Here is a 15350-nt window from a genome sequence, read left to right as displayed (position 1 = left end):
GCCCAAAAAGAAACGATAGTTATGACACCCTCCCTGCCATTTGAACCCGGTCCCATTCATTTTGTCGGTATTGGCGGGATAGGCATGAGCGGCATTGCCGAGGTCATGCTCAATCTGGGCTATACAGTGCAGGGCAGCGATATGCGCGAGACCCCGATCACAAACCGTCTACAATCACGCGGCGCGACAATCTTTATCGGCCAAAAATCAGAGCAGGTTACGGGGGCAGGCGCGATCGTGATGTCCTCGGCTATTAAGCCGGACAATGCTGAACTGGTCGAAGCCCGCCGCCAAAAGATACCTGTCGTGCGTCGTGCTGAAATGCTGGCCGAACTCATGCGCTTGAAATGGGCTGTCGCTGTGGGCGGAACACACGGCAAAACGACGACAACGACAATGATAGCTGCCCTCATGGAAGGCGGGGGATTTGACCCGACCGTGATTAATGGCGGCATAATCAACGCCTATGGCTCTAACGCCAAATTAGGGGCGTCGAAATGGATGGTGGTCGAAGCTGACGAGTCTGACGGCTCGTTTCTAAAGCTGTTCTCTACCGTTGCTGTTGTCACTAATATCGACCCCGAGCATATGGAGCATTATGGCGATTTTGATACGCTGCGTGCCGCCTTTGACAGCTTCATTGAGAACTTGCCATTTTATGGCTTTGCCGTGCTGTGCATTGACCACCCTGAAGTGCAGGCGCTGGTCAGCCGCATCAGCGATCGCCGCGTCATCACATATGGGTTTAACCCGCAGGCCGATATACGCGCCGAAAACCTACACAGTGAAAATGGCGGCACAAAATTCGAAGTCGTGTTCCGCGACGTAGTTACCCGTGAGGAAACGCGTTGGAGCAATATGTTCCTGCCTATGGCGGGGCGTCACAATACTCAAAATGTTCTGTCCGCGATTGCCGTTGTGCGCGAAATGGGAGCAGGCGAGACGCAGGTCCGCGAAGGCCTGGCCAGCTTTGGCGGGGTCAAGCGCCGCTTCACCCATGTCGGAGATGCTCATGGCGTGCGCATTATAGATGATTATGGCCACCATCCTGTTGAGATTAAAGCCGTGCTGCAAGCGGCCCGCGAAGTCACGCAAGGTAAGGTGTGGGCGGTCGTGCAGCCCCATCGCTATTCGCGTCTACGCGATCTGTTTGAGGACTTTTGCACCTGTTTCAACGCCGCTGACGGGGTTTGCGTCGCTGATGTTTACGCCGCAGGCGAGGCGTCAATAGAAGGAATAGACCGCAACTCGCTGGTCGAGGGGATTCGCGCCTATGGTCACCGCGACGTAACAGCCGTAACGCGAGATGATCTCGCAGAGATATTGGCGGATAAGGTCGAGGCGGGAGATGTCGTTGTCTGTCTCGGCGCTGGCGATATTACCGCTTGGGCGCATGAGCTCCCTGAGACGTTAACCAAAGCGATGGGGTAGCGTGACTTTCCCTAATATCATATCCAACCTTCCGCCGGTGCGCGGCAGCCTTAAGGCGAATGTGGAGCTTGCGCCTTATACATGGCTACGGGTCGGCGGACCTGCGCAGGCCTTTTTCATACCCAAGAACGCTGCGGATTTATCGCTGTTTCTAGGTGCTTTGCCGCCGCATATTCCCGTCAACATTATGGGCGTCGCGTCCAATACATTAGTGCGCGATGGCGGCGTGGCAGGCGTCACCATACGTCTTGGCCCGTCATTTGGAAAAGTGTCCTGTGACGGGATAACCGTTACGGCGGGCGCAGCGGCGCTGGACAATATGGCAGCTAAAGCGGCGGCCAGGGCGGGTATTGGAGGGCTGGAATTTTACGCTGGTATTCCCGGCACAATCGGCGGGGCGCTGCGCATGAATGCGGGGTGCTACGGGGCGGAAACTAAAGACGTCGTCAAAACCATAACGGCACTCGACCGCCGAGGGCGTCGCCAGATTATGGAAGTGGCCGAGATGAATTACGCCTATCGTCATTGCGGCGCGCCGGAGGATTTGATCTTTATCGAAGCGACATTTGAAGGCGGCGCCGATGATCCCACCGCTATAACGGCCCGAATGAACGACATCACAGCGAAGCGCGAGGAGAGCCAGCCCATTCGCGAAAAAACCGGCGGCTCGACATTTAAAAATCCTGACCCCAAACAGTCCGGCGGCCGGGGGGCATGGCAAGTCATCGACGCTGCGGGCGGACGCGGCTATCGTGTGGGCGGCGCGCAGATGAGCGAGCTGCATTGTAATTTTATGATCAATACTAATAACGCCACGGCGGGCGATTTGGAAAGCCTAGGCGAGGATATACGCGCCAAAGTCAAAGCCAGTGAAGGCGTCGACCTGCACTGGGAAATTAAGCGTATTGGAGTTTCGTCATGACCCGGGTCGCGGTTCTTTATGGTGGATTGTCTGCTGAACGCGAAGTTTCGCTGAGGTCCGGCACGGCCTGCGGCAAAGCTCTGCGCGAAGAGGGCTATGATGTGGTCATGATCGATATGACGACCAGCCTGATGAACCAGCTACGTGACGCCGCGCCCGATGTGATATTTAACGCGCTGCATGGTGAATGGGGCGAAGATGGCCGCGTGCAGGGCGTGCTTGATCTCTACGGCAAACCTTACACCCATAGCGGGGTTATGGCCTCGGCTCTGGCGATGGATAAGCAGCGCGCCAAAGCCGTTCTGTCCGATGCTGGGATTACTGTACCGCAGGGGCGGCTTGTTGCGCGCGATAGCCTATCCGCCGGGCATCCCATGCCGCTGCCTTATGTTATTAAGCCCAATGCCCAAGGCTCCAGCGTCGGCGTCTTTATGGTTGAGGCGGGAGCCAAGACTCCGCCAAATGAGATCGCGGATATGCCGCAAATGGGCGAATATGTACTTATCGAGCCGCTGATTAAAGGCCGCGAGCTGACTGTGGCAGTAATGGACGGCAAAGCCATGGCTGTCACGGAGATCATTCCCGCCGAAGGCTGGTATGACTATAAAGCCAAATACGCCGACGGAGGCTCTCATCATGTTGTGCCTGCCCACATCCCCGATGATGTTACGCAGATATGTATGCGATGGGCAGAGAAAGCCCATATTGCGCTGGGCTGCCGCGGGCTAAGCCGTGCAGATTTGTTCTACGCACCTGACGGAAATTATCCTCCAGCGGCAAAATTCTCAGAAAAAAATGCAGATATAAACGCGGTATTAACGGACATCGTAAACAAGGTGGTAATGCTTGAAGTGAACACACAGCCGGGCATGACCGCCACCTCCCTTGCTCCGGAGCAGGCGGCGTTCATAGGATTAAGTTTTAACCGGCTATGCCGCTGGATTGTAGAGGATGCCACATGGCCTCGATAATGCGCCGAAAACCTGCCCCGCGCCGCGAGAGTTCTACTCCGCGCGCGAGCAAAGGTCAGGTTCGGCGTGTGAGCCCCCTTAAGCCGGGGCTTCGCAATGCCCGTAATTGGGCCACCGCCCATATGCGCGCGGCGACATATTCCAGACGCGGCGCGCTGCGCATGTTTAGCGTCATTGCCTCATTTACATTGTTCATTCTGTTTTCAGGCCTGTGGCTGGGCGGGTTCTTACCTGATATTCGTAACAATCTGGATGAATATAGCCGCACGCGTTTGATTGCGATGGGCTTTGTCGTTGACCATGTTGACGTGGTTGGTGAAGGCCGCATTCTCGAAAATGAAGTACAGGCGGCACTTGGTATTCGTCCGGGGGATTATCTATTTGAAACCGATCTGCGCGCAGCGCAGCAGCGTGTGCAAAGCCTGCCATGGGTGAACGATGCTATGGTGCGCCGCTTGTGGCCAGATCGCTATGTTGTCCATATTATAGAGCGTAGACCTATGGCGATGTGGCAAAGCGAGCAGCAGCTCCGCGTCATTGATACAGACGGGCGCATTATTGAAGCCGCTTTGCCCGAAGATTTTGCGGCTCTGCCGCGGTTTATCGGTGCAGGCGCGTCGCAAAACGCAAAAGCCTTTCTGGTTTCCATGACCAGTGCGCCTTTAATTTCTGAACAGGTCGACCTCATCATTCGCGTAGGTAACCGCCGCTGGGACTTACAGCTCAAAGACAGTGGCGCACGCATTTTGCTCCCTGAGAACGGCGCAGATAAAGCTTTATTGCGCCTGTCCAAATATCACGATAGCCACCGGATTTTGGATTTAGATATTGAGACGATTGATCTACGACTACCGGACCGCATGATTGCGCGCCCGCGTCAGGATGCCGGCTCCACGGTCTATGTCAAACGTAAAGGCGAGGCAGCCTAATGGCGTTTGGAATTGCGGGGTCCAGCCAAGCCAAGCGCGGTGAAGTCGCCGCTGTTTTGGATATAGGCTCAAGCAAAATTGTCTGCTTTATCGGGTGTTTTGATCCGGATGTTGGCGTGCGCCTTATGGGCATTGGCCACCATGCCAGCCAGGGCATTAAATGCGGCGCCGTTGTCGATATGGATTCGGCGGAACTGTCTATACGCTGCGCCGTCGAAAAAGCTGAGCGGGCCGCAGGCTTCACCATCAGCTCTGTCTCCGTCAATGTTGCGGTGCGCTCTTTGTCGTCGCAGCACCTCACCGTAGAGACCGGGTTTTCCAGCGGCGATGTGGCCGAGCGCGATTTGAAGCGTGTTATCTCCACCGCATTGGGCGAGTTCAGCGAGCCGGAAGACGCCATACTGCACGCTTTGCCGCTTAATTGGAGCGTAGATGACACGCGCGGCATTCGTGACCCGCGCGGTATGTTCGGTAAACGCCTCGGCGTCGATATGCATTTTGTCACCGCATCAGTTGGACCACTGCGCAATCTGGCGCATTGTGTTGAGCGCTGCCATCTCAGAATTAATAATATTATAGCCTCGCCTTATGCGGCGGGCCTAGGCGCGCTCGTTGATGATGAACTGGATCTGGGCGCAACCGTTATTGACATGGGCGCAGGCGTGACCTCGGCCAGTGTATTTCGCGACCGCGCACTGGTTATGGTTGATGCGGTTCCGATTGGCGGACATCATGTGTCTGCCGATATTGCGCGCGGACTGGCGACCAATCTAAAAGATGCAGAGCGTATAAAATCGCTATACGGCTCCGCGCTCAGCAGTCCCAAAGATGACTACCAGATGATTACATGCCCGGCGATTGTCGAGCATGGGCAGCCGCATCAGGAAAGCCGCGCCTTGCTCACCTCAATTGTCCAATCGCGGCTGGAAGAGACATTTGAAATCCTGCGTGACCGTCTGGCCCGCGCCGGGGTAGATGAATTTGCGGGGCGGCGCATCGTCCTAACGGGCGGCGCGGCGCAATTATGCGGGGCGGGAGAGCTGGCCGGACGCATTTTCGGTAAGCGTGTACGCATTGGACGTCCGCACGGCCTTTTGGGTTTATCCGAACATGCGGCTGGATCGGATTTCGCGACCGCTGCGGGGCTTATCAAACATGTGTTCACGGCGCGCGCCGAAGCCATAAGCGGTACGCCGGATCTGTCGGGGCGTAAATATCGCCGCCGCAGATATGCCGGAAATCCGATAGAGCGCTCGCTGGATTGGTTAAAGCAAAATTTTTAGCATCAATCGCAATTAATCTTCTGCAAACCTTGTTTAGGTTAACAGTTGTTAAAGAGTTTCAAGCGCATTTTACCTGCAAACAACTCTTACTATGGGCGATCACATGATTTCACTCTCAATTCCCAAATCAGTCGAACTTAAACCCCGCATCGTCGTTTTCGGCGTTGGCGGAGCCGGCGGTAATGCGGTCAATAATATGATCCATTCCGGACTGAACGGTGTGGAATTCGTTGTCGCGAATACAGATGCACAGGCTTTAGCGCTGTCCAGCGCAGATCGCCGTATCCAGCTTGGCGCGGATATTACCCAAGGCCTAGGCGCAGGCATGCGGCCTGAAGTTGGTCAAGAATCAGCCGAAGACAGCCTGACCGAGATTATGGAACAACTAGACGGCGCGCATATGCTGTTCATCGCGGCCGGAATGGGCGGAGGCACAGGCACAGGCGCAGCGCCCGTTATTGCGCGCGCGGCTCGTGAACGCGGCATTTTGACAGTTGCAATTGTCACCAAGCCGTTCATGTTCGAAGGCACAAACCGTATGGCCATTGCCGAAGACGGGATTGCCAACCTTCAGCCTAATGTCGATACGCTAATTACAATTCCAAACCAGAACCTGTTCCGCATTGCGACGGAAACGACAACTATGACCGATGCCTTTGGTATGGCTGATGAAGTGCTTTATTCAGGTGTACGTTCCGTTACAGATTTGATGGTTGTTCCCGGCATTATTAATCTCGACTTTGCCGACGTTCGTACAATTATGGCGCGTATGGGTAAAGCCATGATGGGGACGGGCGAGGCCACCGGCGATCGCCGCGCGGTTGAAGCCGCCGAAGCCGCCATCTCTAACCCGCTTTTGGACGATGTATCCTTGCGCGGCGCGCAAGGCGTACTGATTAATATCACTGGCGGTAGCGATCTAACGCTCTTTGAAGTCGAAGAAGCCGCCAGTTTAATCCGCGGCCAAGTCGACGAACATGCCAATATTATTGTCGGCTCCGCATTAGATAATGATTTACAAGGGATTGTCCGCGTTTCCGTGGTTGCCACGGGCGTCGAGAGCGAAGATTTTGATGCAAAAACGGCGCAAACATCGCGCTATGATGTAAAGACATCACGCGGTACGGTCACCACCAGCGTAGGTGTCGGCGAAGGCAAATCTACAGAAGATAAAGACGAAGAAACAATTATGCCTGCCGCTGCGCAATCACCTGTGCATCAACAGATCCGCCAGATTGAAGACCGTTATCAAAGCACGCCAGCCGCTCATACAGCAGAGCCTGAAATTGCGCCTTTAGCAAACCCAACACCAGTCGCTGCGGCTCCAGTTTACACCGCAAAACCTGCATCATCATCAAGACCACAGGCGATCAAGCCGCCATCCGCGCCGGCTCCGGCGCCTGTGCGCCGCGATGCGGACGGACAGCCGTCATCCAGCGTCATACGTGGCCCTTTTGGTGCAATATTTGGCCGCAGGAAAAATGCTGAGACGTCTACGCCGAAACCGGCTCCGAAATCAGAGTTTCAGTCCCGCCCGTCTACAAGCACGCAGGGCAATGGCGACTTATTTCCTGGCTCGGACGATGCAGAACTTGAGATTCCGAGTTTTCTGCGCCGCCAAAACCGGTAGTCTTCTCTGCAATTCTTTTAAATAGGCGTCCTTTGGGGCGCCTTTTTTATTAAGATTTCGTCACCAATAGTAACAGTCTGAAACAAAGCGTTGTGCGGCGATTGGTGCAGATGCGGTTATACCATATTAACCACAGGGCAAATGCGCCCGCAAACAAGATACCTTATGCGCCCGATTAACAGACAAGCGACATTAAAATCCCCCGCGCTTTGCGGCGGCATTGCGCTACATATGGGCGAACATGTCAAACTCACTTTAAAGCCTGCGCCTATTGGAACAGGCATTATATTTGTGCGGTCAGATGTGACAGACAGAGACAACCGCATCATGGCGCGTCCTGACGCAGTCTGTGATGTACGCAATTGCACTAAAATTTCCAATGCGGCGGGCGTAACCGTAGGAACTATTGAGCATTTAATGGCGGCGCTGGCGGCATCCGGCGTTGACAATCTGATCATTGAAGTCGACGGGCCCGAGCTTCCCGCGATGGACGGAAGCTCCGAACCTTATCTAAAACTAATCGAAGCTGCACAGATAGAGCGCCAAAACGCACCGCGGCGTTATGTCGAAGTGCTCAAACCTGTTTTTGTGCAATTAGGCGACGCCACGGCATCGATTGCGCCGCATTCCCGTTTACGTTTGGACGTGGCGATTGAATACGCCGAAGCGGCTATTGGCAAACAACGTGTTGTTATTGAGCCGGATACGCGCTCTTTCCGTGACCGTCTGGCCAGCGCGCGTACCTTTGCCCGCCAACATGAAGTTGCCGCCCTGCAAGATGCAGGCCTCGGACTTGGCGGATCGCTTGATAATGCGGTTGTTGTTGACGAGGACAGAGTTTTAAATCCCGAAGGCCTGCGTTTCGATGATGAATTTGTACGTCATAAAGCGCTGGATTTACTGGGTGATCTTTACATAGCAGGACCAATTTTAGGACAGGTGACGACCCATCGCGGCGGTCATGCCATAAACCACGCATTGTTGATTGCGCTCTTTGCAGACCCTACAGCATGGCGCTTTACCAATAACCGCGTGACGATTTCTGACGAAATGGTCACAGTTGCGCCGTCATCTGTGCTTGAAGAGGCCAGCGCTTAACAGTAAACCGTGCAGAGAATTTCAAGGCGCTCGTGACTCGGACGCCTGCATTTGCGTTAGGTTAACTCATGAATTTGTCAAAATCCGTATTTCGCTCCGTACTCGCTGCTGTCCTTGTCGGCATTACAGTTAGCGGCTGCGCCTCTTTTCGTGAAGAGCGCGCCGCTAAGCTGAACTATGTCGAGCGGCCTGCGGAAACGCTTTATAATGCCGCTTTCGAGAAGCTGGATCAACGCAACTGGACAGATGCGGTATTATTGTTTGATGAAGTTGAGCGCCAGCATCCTTATAGCGAATGGGCTCGCCGCTCTATGTTAATGAGCGCATATGCGAAATACCGGAGCGCCGATTACGAGGAAAGTATAGCGGCATCCGAGCGTTTCATTTCCCTGCATCCTGGGAATAATTCCGCGCCCTATGCCTATTATCTGATTGGCATAAATTATTATGACCAGATCTATGACGTCGGGCGAGATCAGGGCACGACCGTTAGCGCGGAGAACGCGCTGCGTCAGGTCATACGCCGCTATCCCGAGAGCGAATATGCAGCCGATGCACGGCTTAAACTCGAGCTGACGCATGATCATTTGGCCGGAAAAGAAATGAGCATTGGCCGCTATTATTTACGTGAGGGCCAAAGTCTGGCCGCGATTGGCCGTTTTCAGAATGTGGTAAAACAATATGAGACAACCTCTCATACCGAAGAAGCGCTTCACCGACTGGTAGAGGCCTATGTATCTATCGGCCTGATCGAAGAAGCTAAGCAGGTGGGATCGGTTCTAGGCTATAATTATCCGCAAAGCCGATGGTATCAGGACAGTTATAAATTGCTCGCCCGTTATGATGTTGATCTGGATAGCGAAATTAAAAAACCGCGTGAGAACGGATACTGGCGCAGGCTGCGTAACCGTCTGTTTTAACGCGGCGGGCCGGACGCTATATGCTTAGAGGTCTGTCTATTCGCGATGTGGTTCTTATACAGGCGCTGGATATGTCCCTGTCCGGGGGACTGACGGCTCTGACCGGAGAAACGGGCGCAGGTAAATCGATCATTCTCGACTCGCTCGGCATGGCGACAGGCGCGCGCTCTGATAAAGGCTTGATCCGTACGGGCAGCAATAAGGCTCAAGTCACAGCCAGTTTCGATGTTCCGGCCTCTCATATGGCGCGTCGTTTGATCGAAGATGCCGATGTCGATGCGCCGCTGGGCGAAGACATTCTGCTGCGCCGCGTTATCGGGGAGGACGGACGTAGCCGTGCTTTCATCAATGATCAGCCGGTTTCGGTTTCGCTTCTCTCTGCTGTCGGCAACGCGCTTTTGGAAGTGCATGGACAACATGACGGGCGCGGCCTTTTAGATCCGCGCACCCATATCTCGCTTTTAGACCGCTTTGGCGGGTATAAATCCGTCTTACAAAACGTGTCATCGGCATATGCAGCAAAAAAAGCCGCGCAGGATCGCCTTGATGCGCTGATGTCCACGCAGCAGCAAGCGAGCGATGACCGCGAATTTTTCGAAGCCGGAATAGCGGAGATTGACCGTCTGGCGCCTAAACCGGACGAGGATGAGGGGCTGGCGGACCGGCGACGGTTTTTGCAAAACGCACAAGGGGCGCTCACTGAACTGACTGCGGCGCAAGATGCGATGGGCGAGGACGGGGAATATGAAGACCGTTTGGCCGCCGCATTGCGGGGGCTAGAGCGTGTTCAATCACGCATTGGCGCTGGTGACAGTCAAGTGCATCTCAACCTCACAAAGGCCGTGGACGCTCTCGAAAAAGCCCTAATTGAAACGGGCGAAGCGCGCGCGGCTGTAAGCGAGGCCAGCTATGGCTTTGATATTGATCCTAACGAGCTCAATGATGTAGAGGAACGGCTATTTTCCTTGCGTGCAGCGGCCCGCAAATTCAACACCACAATTAACGGGCTAATTGATATTCGCGCTAAGTTTGCGCAGGATTTGTTCGATATTGATAATGCTGACGAAGCCATTGCGCAGGCTAAATCGTCGCTGTCCCGCGCTGCAGCAGAATATGATACGTCGGCGCGCGACCTCACGATGAAACGTAAAAATGCCTCAAAAAAGCTAGACGCTGCGGTGAAAGCCGAACTCGGGCCGCTTAAAATGGGCGGGGCGCGCTTTGAAACCGATCTCCAGCCCGCCCGCGACAGCGCTACTGGACGAGACAAGGTTGGATTTGTTGTGGCAACCAATCCGGGCTCGGCTTTGGGCGCGTTGGATAAAGTGGCGTCTGGCGGGGAGCTGTCTCGTTTTGCTCTCGCGATCAAAGTCGCTCTGGCGGGGGACGGCGATTTGACCCTGATTTTTGATGAGGTTGATGCCGGTGTTGGCGGCGCGGTGGCCGATGCGGTCGGGCAGCGTTTGGCTCATCTCTCTGGCGCCGCGCAGGTTTTGGTGGTCACCCACAGCCCGCAAGTCGCCGCGAAAGCAAACCAGCAATTGCTGATCTCAAAATCTATCATCGGGGATCGCACCCACACACAGGTTACACCAGTCAGCGGCGAGACACGTCTTGAAGAGATTGCGCGTATGCTCTCCGGCGCTAGCGTTAATGACGCTGCGCGCGAAGCGGCTAAGCAGCTCATAGGTACACAAGGGGGCTGATTTATGAGTCCGTCCGATATGACTGAAGCCCAGGCGAAGGGACGTATTAAATTTCTATCACTGGAAATTCGGGCTCATGATGAGGCCTATTACCAAAGTGATGACCCAAATGTGTCCGACGCGGAATATGACTCGCTTCGCAAAGAATTGGTGAACCTGGAGACGCAATTTCCACAACTCATAGTCAAAGACAGCCCCACGCAAAAAATCGGCTCTAATCCTTCATCCAAGTTCTCTAAAATCAAACATGGCGTACCCATGTTAAGCCTTGATAATGTTTTTACCGAAGAAGAATTAAGTGAATTTCTTGTCCGCGTGAAAAAATATCTGAATATAAACAACAAGATATACTTTACAGCTGAACCAAAAATTGATGGTTTATCAGCCGGAATATTATATAAAAATGGCAAATTAGTACGCGGTGCAACGCGCGGAGATGGACGAGTCGGTGAAGACATTACGGCTAATATTCGCACGGTAGATAACATCCCTCACACACTATCAGGCACAGATTGGCCCGAAATATTAGAAGTACGCGGCGAGGTTTATATTGGCCATGACGAGTTTGCGGCGATGAATAAGACGCAGCTTGCGGCAGGGCAGGCAGAGTATAAAAATCCGCGCAATGCTGCGGCAGGCAGTCTTCGTCAAATTGACGCCAATGTCACGGCCAGCCGACCGCTCAAGTTTTTCGCTTATACATGGGGAGAGCTTAGCGCGCCCTTCGCAGCGACGCAGATGGAGGCGGTTGAAAAGTTTAAAACTTGGGGATTTGACGTCAATCCATTGATGGCCCGCTTCGAGACGGCCAAAGGACTGCTGGACCATTATAGCGACATCGCATTGCGCCGCGCCGATCTGCGCTACGATATAGATGGGGTGGTCTATAAGGTCGACGATTTAGCGTTGCAGGAGCGTCTGGGGTTTGTTTCCCGCGCGCCGCGCTGGGCGACCGCGCATAAATTCCCTGCCGAAAAAGCGATTACGGTATTAGAAGATATAGATGTGCAGGTCGGGCGCACGGGTGCGCTGACGCCGGTTGCGCGCCTTACTCCCGTTAATGTCGGTGGCGTATTGGTCTCTAACGCAACGCTGCATAATGAGGACGAGATTAACCGCCTGCGCCTTCGGATTGGCGATAAGGTCGAGATACAGCGTGCTGGCGACGTGATCCCTCAAGTATTGCGCGTTGTGGACGCCGATATTTCCGCTCGAGAGGCCGATTATCAATTGCCAACACAATGCCCCGTCTGCGGCGCGGATGCCGTGCGCGATATTGACGAGAAAACCGGCAAGATCGACGTCGTGCGGCGCTGCACAAACGGTCTGTCCTGCCCGGCACAAGCGGTCGAGAGTCTGATCCACTTTGTCTCCCGCCGCGCCTTTGATATTGACGGCATGGGCGCAAAACAAATTGAAGCCTTTTATAATCAGGACCTTGTCAAAGAACCTGCCGATATCTTTACATTAGAGTCGCGCAATCCCGACATTAAACTCGAGACATGGGAAGGTTGGGGGCAGACCAGCGCGTCCAACCTGTTCGCGGCTATAAAGGCCAAGCGCGAGATTGACACCGCGAAATTACTCTATGCATTAGGACTGCGCCATATCGGACAAGGCACCTCCGAACTTCTGGCTAAACATTATATAAGCTGGGCGGCGCTGTCGGACTCGGCGATCAAAGCCTCGGACCACGCAAGTGCGGCATGGCTGGATCTACTATCCATTGACGGCGTCGGCGGAGCGGCGGCAGGGTCGTTGACGACGTTTTTTGGGAGCGAAGAGCATCGCGCCGTGATCGACCGATTGCTGTCGCAGATCAGCGTGATAGATGCTGAGCGCCCTACACATGACAGCCCCGTATCCGGCAAGACGGTCGTGTTCACCGGAAAGCTGGAGCGGTTTTCACGCGACGAGGCCAAAGCCCGCGCGCAAAGCCTAGGCGCTAAGGTCGCAGGCAGCGTATCGGCCAAAACCGATTATCTTGTGGCGGGGCCGGGCGCAGGCAGCAAGCTCAAAAAAGCCGCTGATCTGGGCGTGAATACCCTGACCGAAGATGAGTGGCTCGTGTTAATTTCTTAAATCGGCGCGCAGACCTCTTTTAGCCATTCGGCCACATCATCCGGTACGTTCGGGCTGATTTTCTCAAAGACCTCCGCGTGATAGGCGTTGAGCCAGTCGCGCTCAGCCGGGCTGAGGAGGTCAACATCGACCAGAGTACGGTCAATTGGTGCAAATGTCAGATTGATAAAACCGAGCATATCGCGTTCGCCGCCTTTGATCGGCTTTGGCGCGTGAACATATTGCAGATTTTCAATGCGGATGCCGTAACCGCCGGATTTATAAAAACCGGGCTCATTAGACACGATCATGCCCGGCTTTAGCGCAATGGCGTTCGGGCCTTTGGAAATACGCTGCGGGCCTTCGTGGACGCCCAGATAAACGCCGACGCCGTGGCCTGTGCCGTGGTCATAATCCAGTCCTGCATTCCACAGGGACATACGCGCCAGCGCATCGAGTTGATGCCCGCTCGTGCCCTCTGGGAAGCGGATGGCGGCGAGCGCGATATGGCCTTTAAGCACAAGCGTAAAATGCTGGATCATATCCGCGCTGGGCGAGCCGATAGCGACCGTGCGGGTTACATCTGTTGTGCCGTCCGGATATTGCCCGCCGCTATCAATCAGGAAAAGCGATCCGCGCTCCAGCTTGAGATTGCTGTCCGTATTCACACGGTAATGCGGGAAGGCGCCATTGGGGCCTGCGCCGGATATTGTTTCAAAGGATAAGTCTTTAAGGCCTTTATAGAGTGATCTGAATTCTTCGAGTTTTTGCGCAGCGCTAATCTCGTCTTGCTCGCCGTTTTGCGCCTCGGTCGCCAGCCAGTGAAGAAAGCGTGCCAGCGCCACGCCGTCGCGCAAATGCGTCTGCGTGGTTCCGGCAATCTCGGCCTCATTTTTCTGCGCTTTAGGCAGCATGACCGGATCCATAGCGCGGTGTATTTTCGCGCCCGCCTTGCCGAGTGTATCAAACATAAACGCGCTGGCCGTAGACGGATCAATCCAGACAGTTTTGCCTGAGAGCTCCGCCAGACCGTCCGGCAAAGCGTCCTCTTCGCGAAGGGCCACTTCATTGCCCAAATGGGCGCGCACAGCATCGTTGACCTTCTGCGCATGGACGTAGAAATCTACCTTGCCGTCATCGTAAATGACGGCGGATGACAGGGGCAGGGGCGAGCACATGACATCCCCGCCGCGAATATTAAGCAGCCACGCCACGGACGCCGGCGCAGTGATCAGCGCAGCATCGGCTTTGGCCTTTTTGAGGCTTTGCGCGATTTGCGCGCGTTTGTCGTGATGTGATATGCCTGCAAATTTCATAGGCTGCACAGTGATCTGCACCATCGGAACAGGCGGGCGATCATCCCATGCGGCGTCGATTGGGTTTTCGTCCAGCGCTACAAGAGCGCCGCCTGCGCCCTCGATAGCTTTGCGCAATTTATCCAGAGCGTCCGGGCTATGCAGGCGCGGATCATATCCAATGCGCTGTCCGGCCGTGACATTATTTACCAGCCATGTGGCAACTCCGCCGCCCTCTAAGCTTTCATAAGTGAACAGGCTGTCATCGGTCTGTGCGCGCACTTGAAGCGTATACCGCCCGTCAACAAACATAATCGCGCGATCTGTCATAACAACTGCCGCGCCCGCAGATCCGGTAAAGCCGCTAACCCACATCAACCGTTCATTAGAGTCAGGCAAATATTCGTTTTGATATTCGTCTTCATGCGGCACAAGCAATCCATCCAGATCCATTTGCGTCAAGACTGCGCGCAATTTAGGCAGGTTGTCCCGGCCAAATTTAGGGCCGCCTTGGACGTTGAAATTCTGAATCATGTGCACTCTCCATGTATTAAAGCGATGCTAAGCATATATGTGTATTTTTACGTGACAATATGCGTTTCAATTTGACATCTTACGCGCCTCTTTGCAGAGACACTCACATGTCAAATCATAATATGTCACGTTCAAACGACAGTTATCGCCTTGTGCAGGGTGTAAAGCTTGCGCGCGTCGAGCAGGACATTCGTGTGACGCCTTATCGTAAGGCAAAAGTCGATATTGAAGACTCCACAGCGGCCAAGCCTGAGGATTTTGATATCCCCCGTTACGGCACTTGGCGCTAAGCCCGGGCTAAAGGTTTACACTTTATTACCTGACATATGCATTTATGCATAGCTCGTGCCGCGTGCTGTCGGTTCTAAAATTCGTTTTCATACCCTATCTAAAGCTCAATCGAACGAAGATGATATGAACAGGAATGACTATGACTGATGCAACTCGCACTCAACCGCGCGGAACCGCGCAACGCCGTAATGGCGGAGAATTTCGCACAAGCTTGATCGCACGCCGCAGTGAACGCGCGCGCCGCCGAGCTTACCGCGCGATATAATTGAAACCAATACG

General features: G+C 54.4%; 13 protein-coding genes. 12 read left to right on the top strand and 1 reads right to left on the bottom strand.

Annotated features, from left to right (window positions below):
* The first annotated feature begins 21 nt into the window (after positions 1 to 21).
* From murC to ligA, 10 genes are all read left to right on the top strand, one after another.
* On the top strand, positions 22 to 1431 hold the full coding sequence (gene murC, locus H142_RS0104840; protein ID WP_017930975.1) for a UDP-N-acetylmuramate--L-alanine ligase: 1410 nt from the start codon (positions 22 to 24) through the stop codon (positions 1429 to 1431).
* 1 nt (position 1432) lies between these two features.
* Positions 1433 to 2353 carry a UDP-N-acetylmuramate dehydrogenase gene (gene murB / locus H142_RS0104835; RefSeq protein ID WP_017930974.1) on the top strand — a complete coding sequence of 307 codons (921 nt, stop codon included), beginning with the start codon at positions 1433 to 1435 and terminating at the stop codon, positions 2351 to 2353.
* Entirely contained in the window at positions 2350 to 3324 is a 975-nt protein-coding gene (locus H142_RS0104830) for a D-alanine--D-alanine ligase (RefSeq protein ID WP_017930973.1), read from the top strand. The genes murB and H142_RS0104830 overlap by 4 nt, the downstream gene beginning before the upstream one ends.
* Positions 3312 to 4253 (top strand): cell division protein FtsQ/DivIB, encoded by a 942-nt coding sequence (locus tag H142_RS16155; protein ID WP_017930972.1) that lies wholly within the window; start codon positions 3312 to 3314, stop codon positions 4251 to 4253. The genes H142_RS0104830 and H142_RS16155 overlap by 13 nt, the downstream gene beginning before the upstream one ends.
* Positions 4253 to 5536, top strand: a complete 1284-nt coding sequence (gene ftsA / locus H142_RS0104820; RefSeq protein WP_017930971.1) for a cell division protein FtsA — start codon at positions 4253 to 4255, stop codon at positions 5534 to 5536. Before H142_RS16155 ends, ftsA begins: the two co-directional genes overlap by 1 nt.
* Positions 5537 to 5639: 103 nt before the next feature.
* A complete protein-coding gene (ftsZ, locus tag H142_RS0104815) occupies positions 5640 to 7166 on the top strand; it encodes a cell division protein FtsZ (RefSeq protein ID WP_033314991.1) in 1527 nt (508 codons plus the stop codon).
* Positions 7167 to 7331: 165 nt separating this feature from the next.
* Positions 7332 to 8264 (top strand): UDP-3-O-acyl-N-acetylglucosamine deacetylase, encoded by a 933-nt coding sequence (lpxC, locus tag H142_RS0104810; RefSeq protein ID WP_051048571.1) that lies wholly within the window; start codon positions 7332 to 7334, stop codon positions 8262 to 8264.
* A gap of 68 nt (positions 8265 to 8332) precedes the next feature.
* Entirely contained in the window at positions 8333 to 9184 is an 852-nt protein-coding gene (locus tag H142_RS0104805; RefSeq protein WP_017930968.1) for an outer membrane protein assembly factor BamD, read from the top strand.
* A gap of 20 nt (positions 9185 to 9204) precedes the next feature.
* Positions 9205 to 10890 (top strand): DNA repair protein RecN, encoded by a 1686-nt coding sequence (gene recN / locus H142_RS0104800; protein ID WP_017930967.1) that lies wholly within the window; start codon positions 9205 to 9207, stop codon positions 10888 to 10890.
* A 3-nt stretch (positions 10891 to 10893) separates the two neighbouring features.
* Positions 10894 to 12972, top strand: a complete 2079-nt coding sequence (ligA, locus tag H142_RS0104795; protein WP_017930966.1) for an NAD-dependent DNA ligase LigA — start codon at positions 10894 to 10896, stop codon at positions 12970 to 12972.
* Here ligA and H142_RS0104790 read toward each other — a convergent pair.
* Positions 12969 to 14780 carry an aminopeptidase P family protein gene (locus H142_RS0104790; RefSeq protein WP_017930965.1) on the bottom strand — a complete coding sequence of 604 codons (1812 nt, stop codon included), beginning with the start codon at positions 14778 to 14780 and terminating at the stop codon, positions 12969 to 12971. The two genes, ligA and H142_RS0104790, sit on opposite strands and share 4 nt — an antisense overlap.
* Positions 14781 to 14887: 107 nt before the next feature.
* On the opposite strand from H142_RS0104790, the gene H142_RS0104785 reads away from it, so the two are divergent.
* On the top strand, positions 14888 to 15070 hold the full coding sequence (locus H142_RS0104785; RefSeq protein ID WP_017930964.1) for a hypothetical protein: 183 nt from the start codon (positions 14888 to 14890) through the stop codon (positions 15068 to 15070).
* A gap of 140 nt (positions 15071 to 15210) precedes the next feature.
* A complete protein-coding gene (locus H142_RS17135; RefSeq protein ID WP_017930963.1) occupies positions 15211 to 15336 on the top strand; it encodes a hypothetical protein in 126 nt (41 codons plus the stop codon).
* Positions 15337 to 15350 lie beyond the last annotated feature (14 nt).

The sequence above is a fragment of the Robiginitomaculum antarcticum DSM 21748 genome (assembly GCF_000365025.1).
GTDB classification, from domain to species: Bacteria; Pseudomonadota; Alphaproteobacteria; order Caulobacterales; family Maricaulaceae; genus Robiginitomaculum; species Robiginitomaculum antarcticum.
The sequence above is the reverse complement of the archived record's forward strand: the minus strand, read 5'-3'. Positions and strand labels throughout refer to the sequence as shown.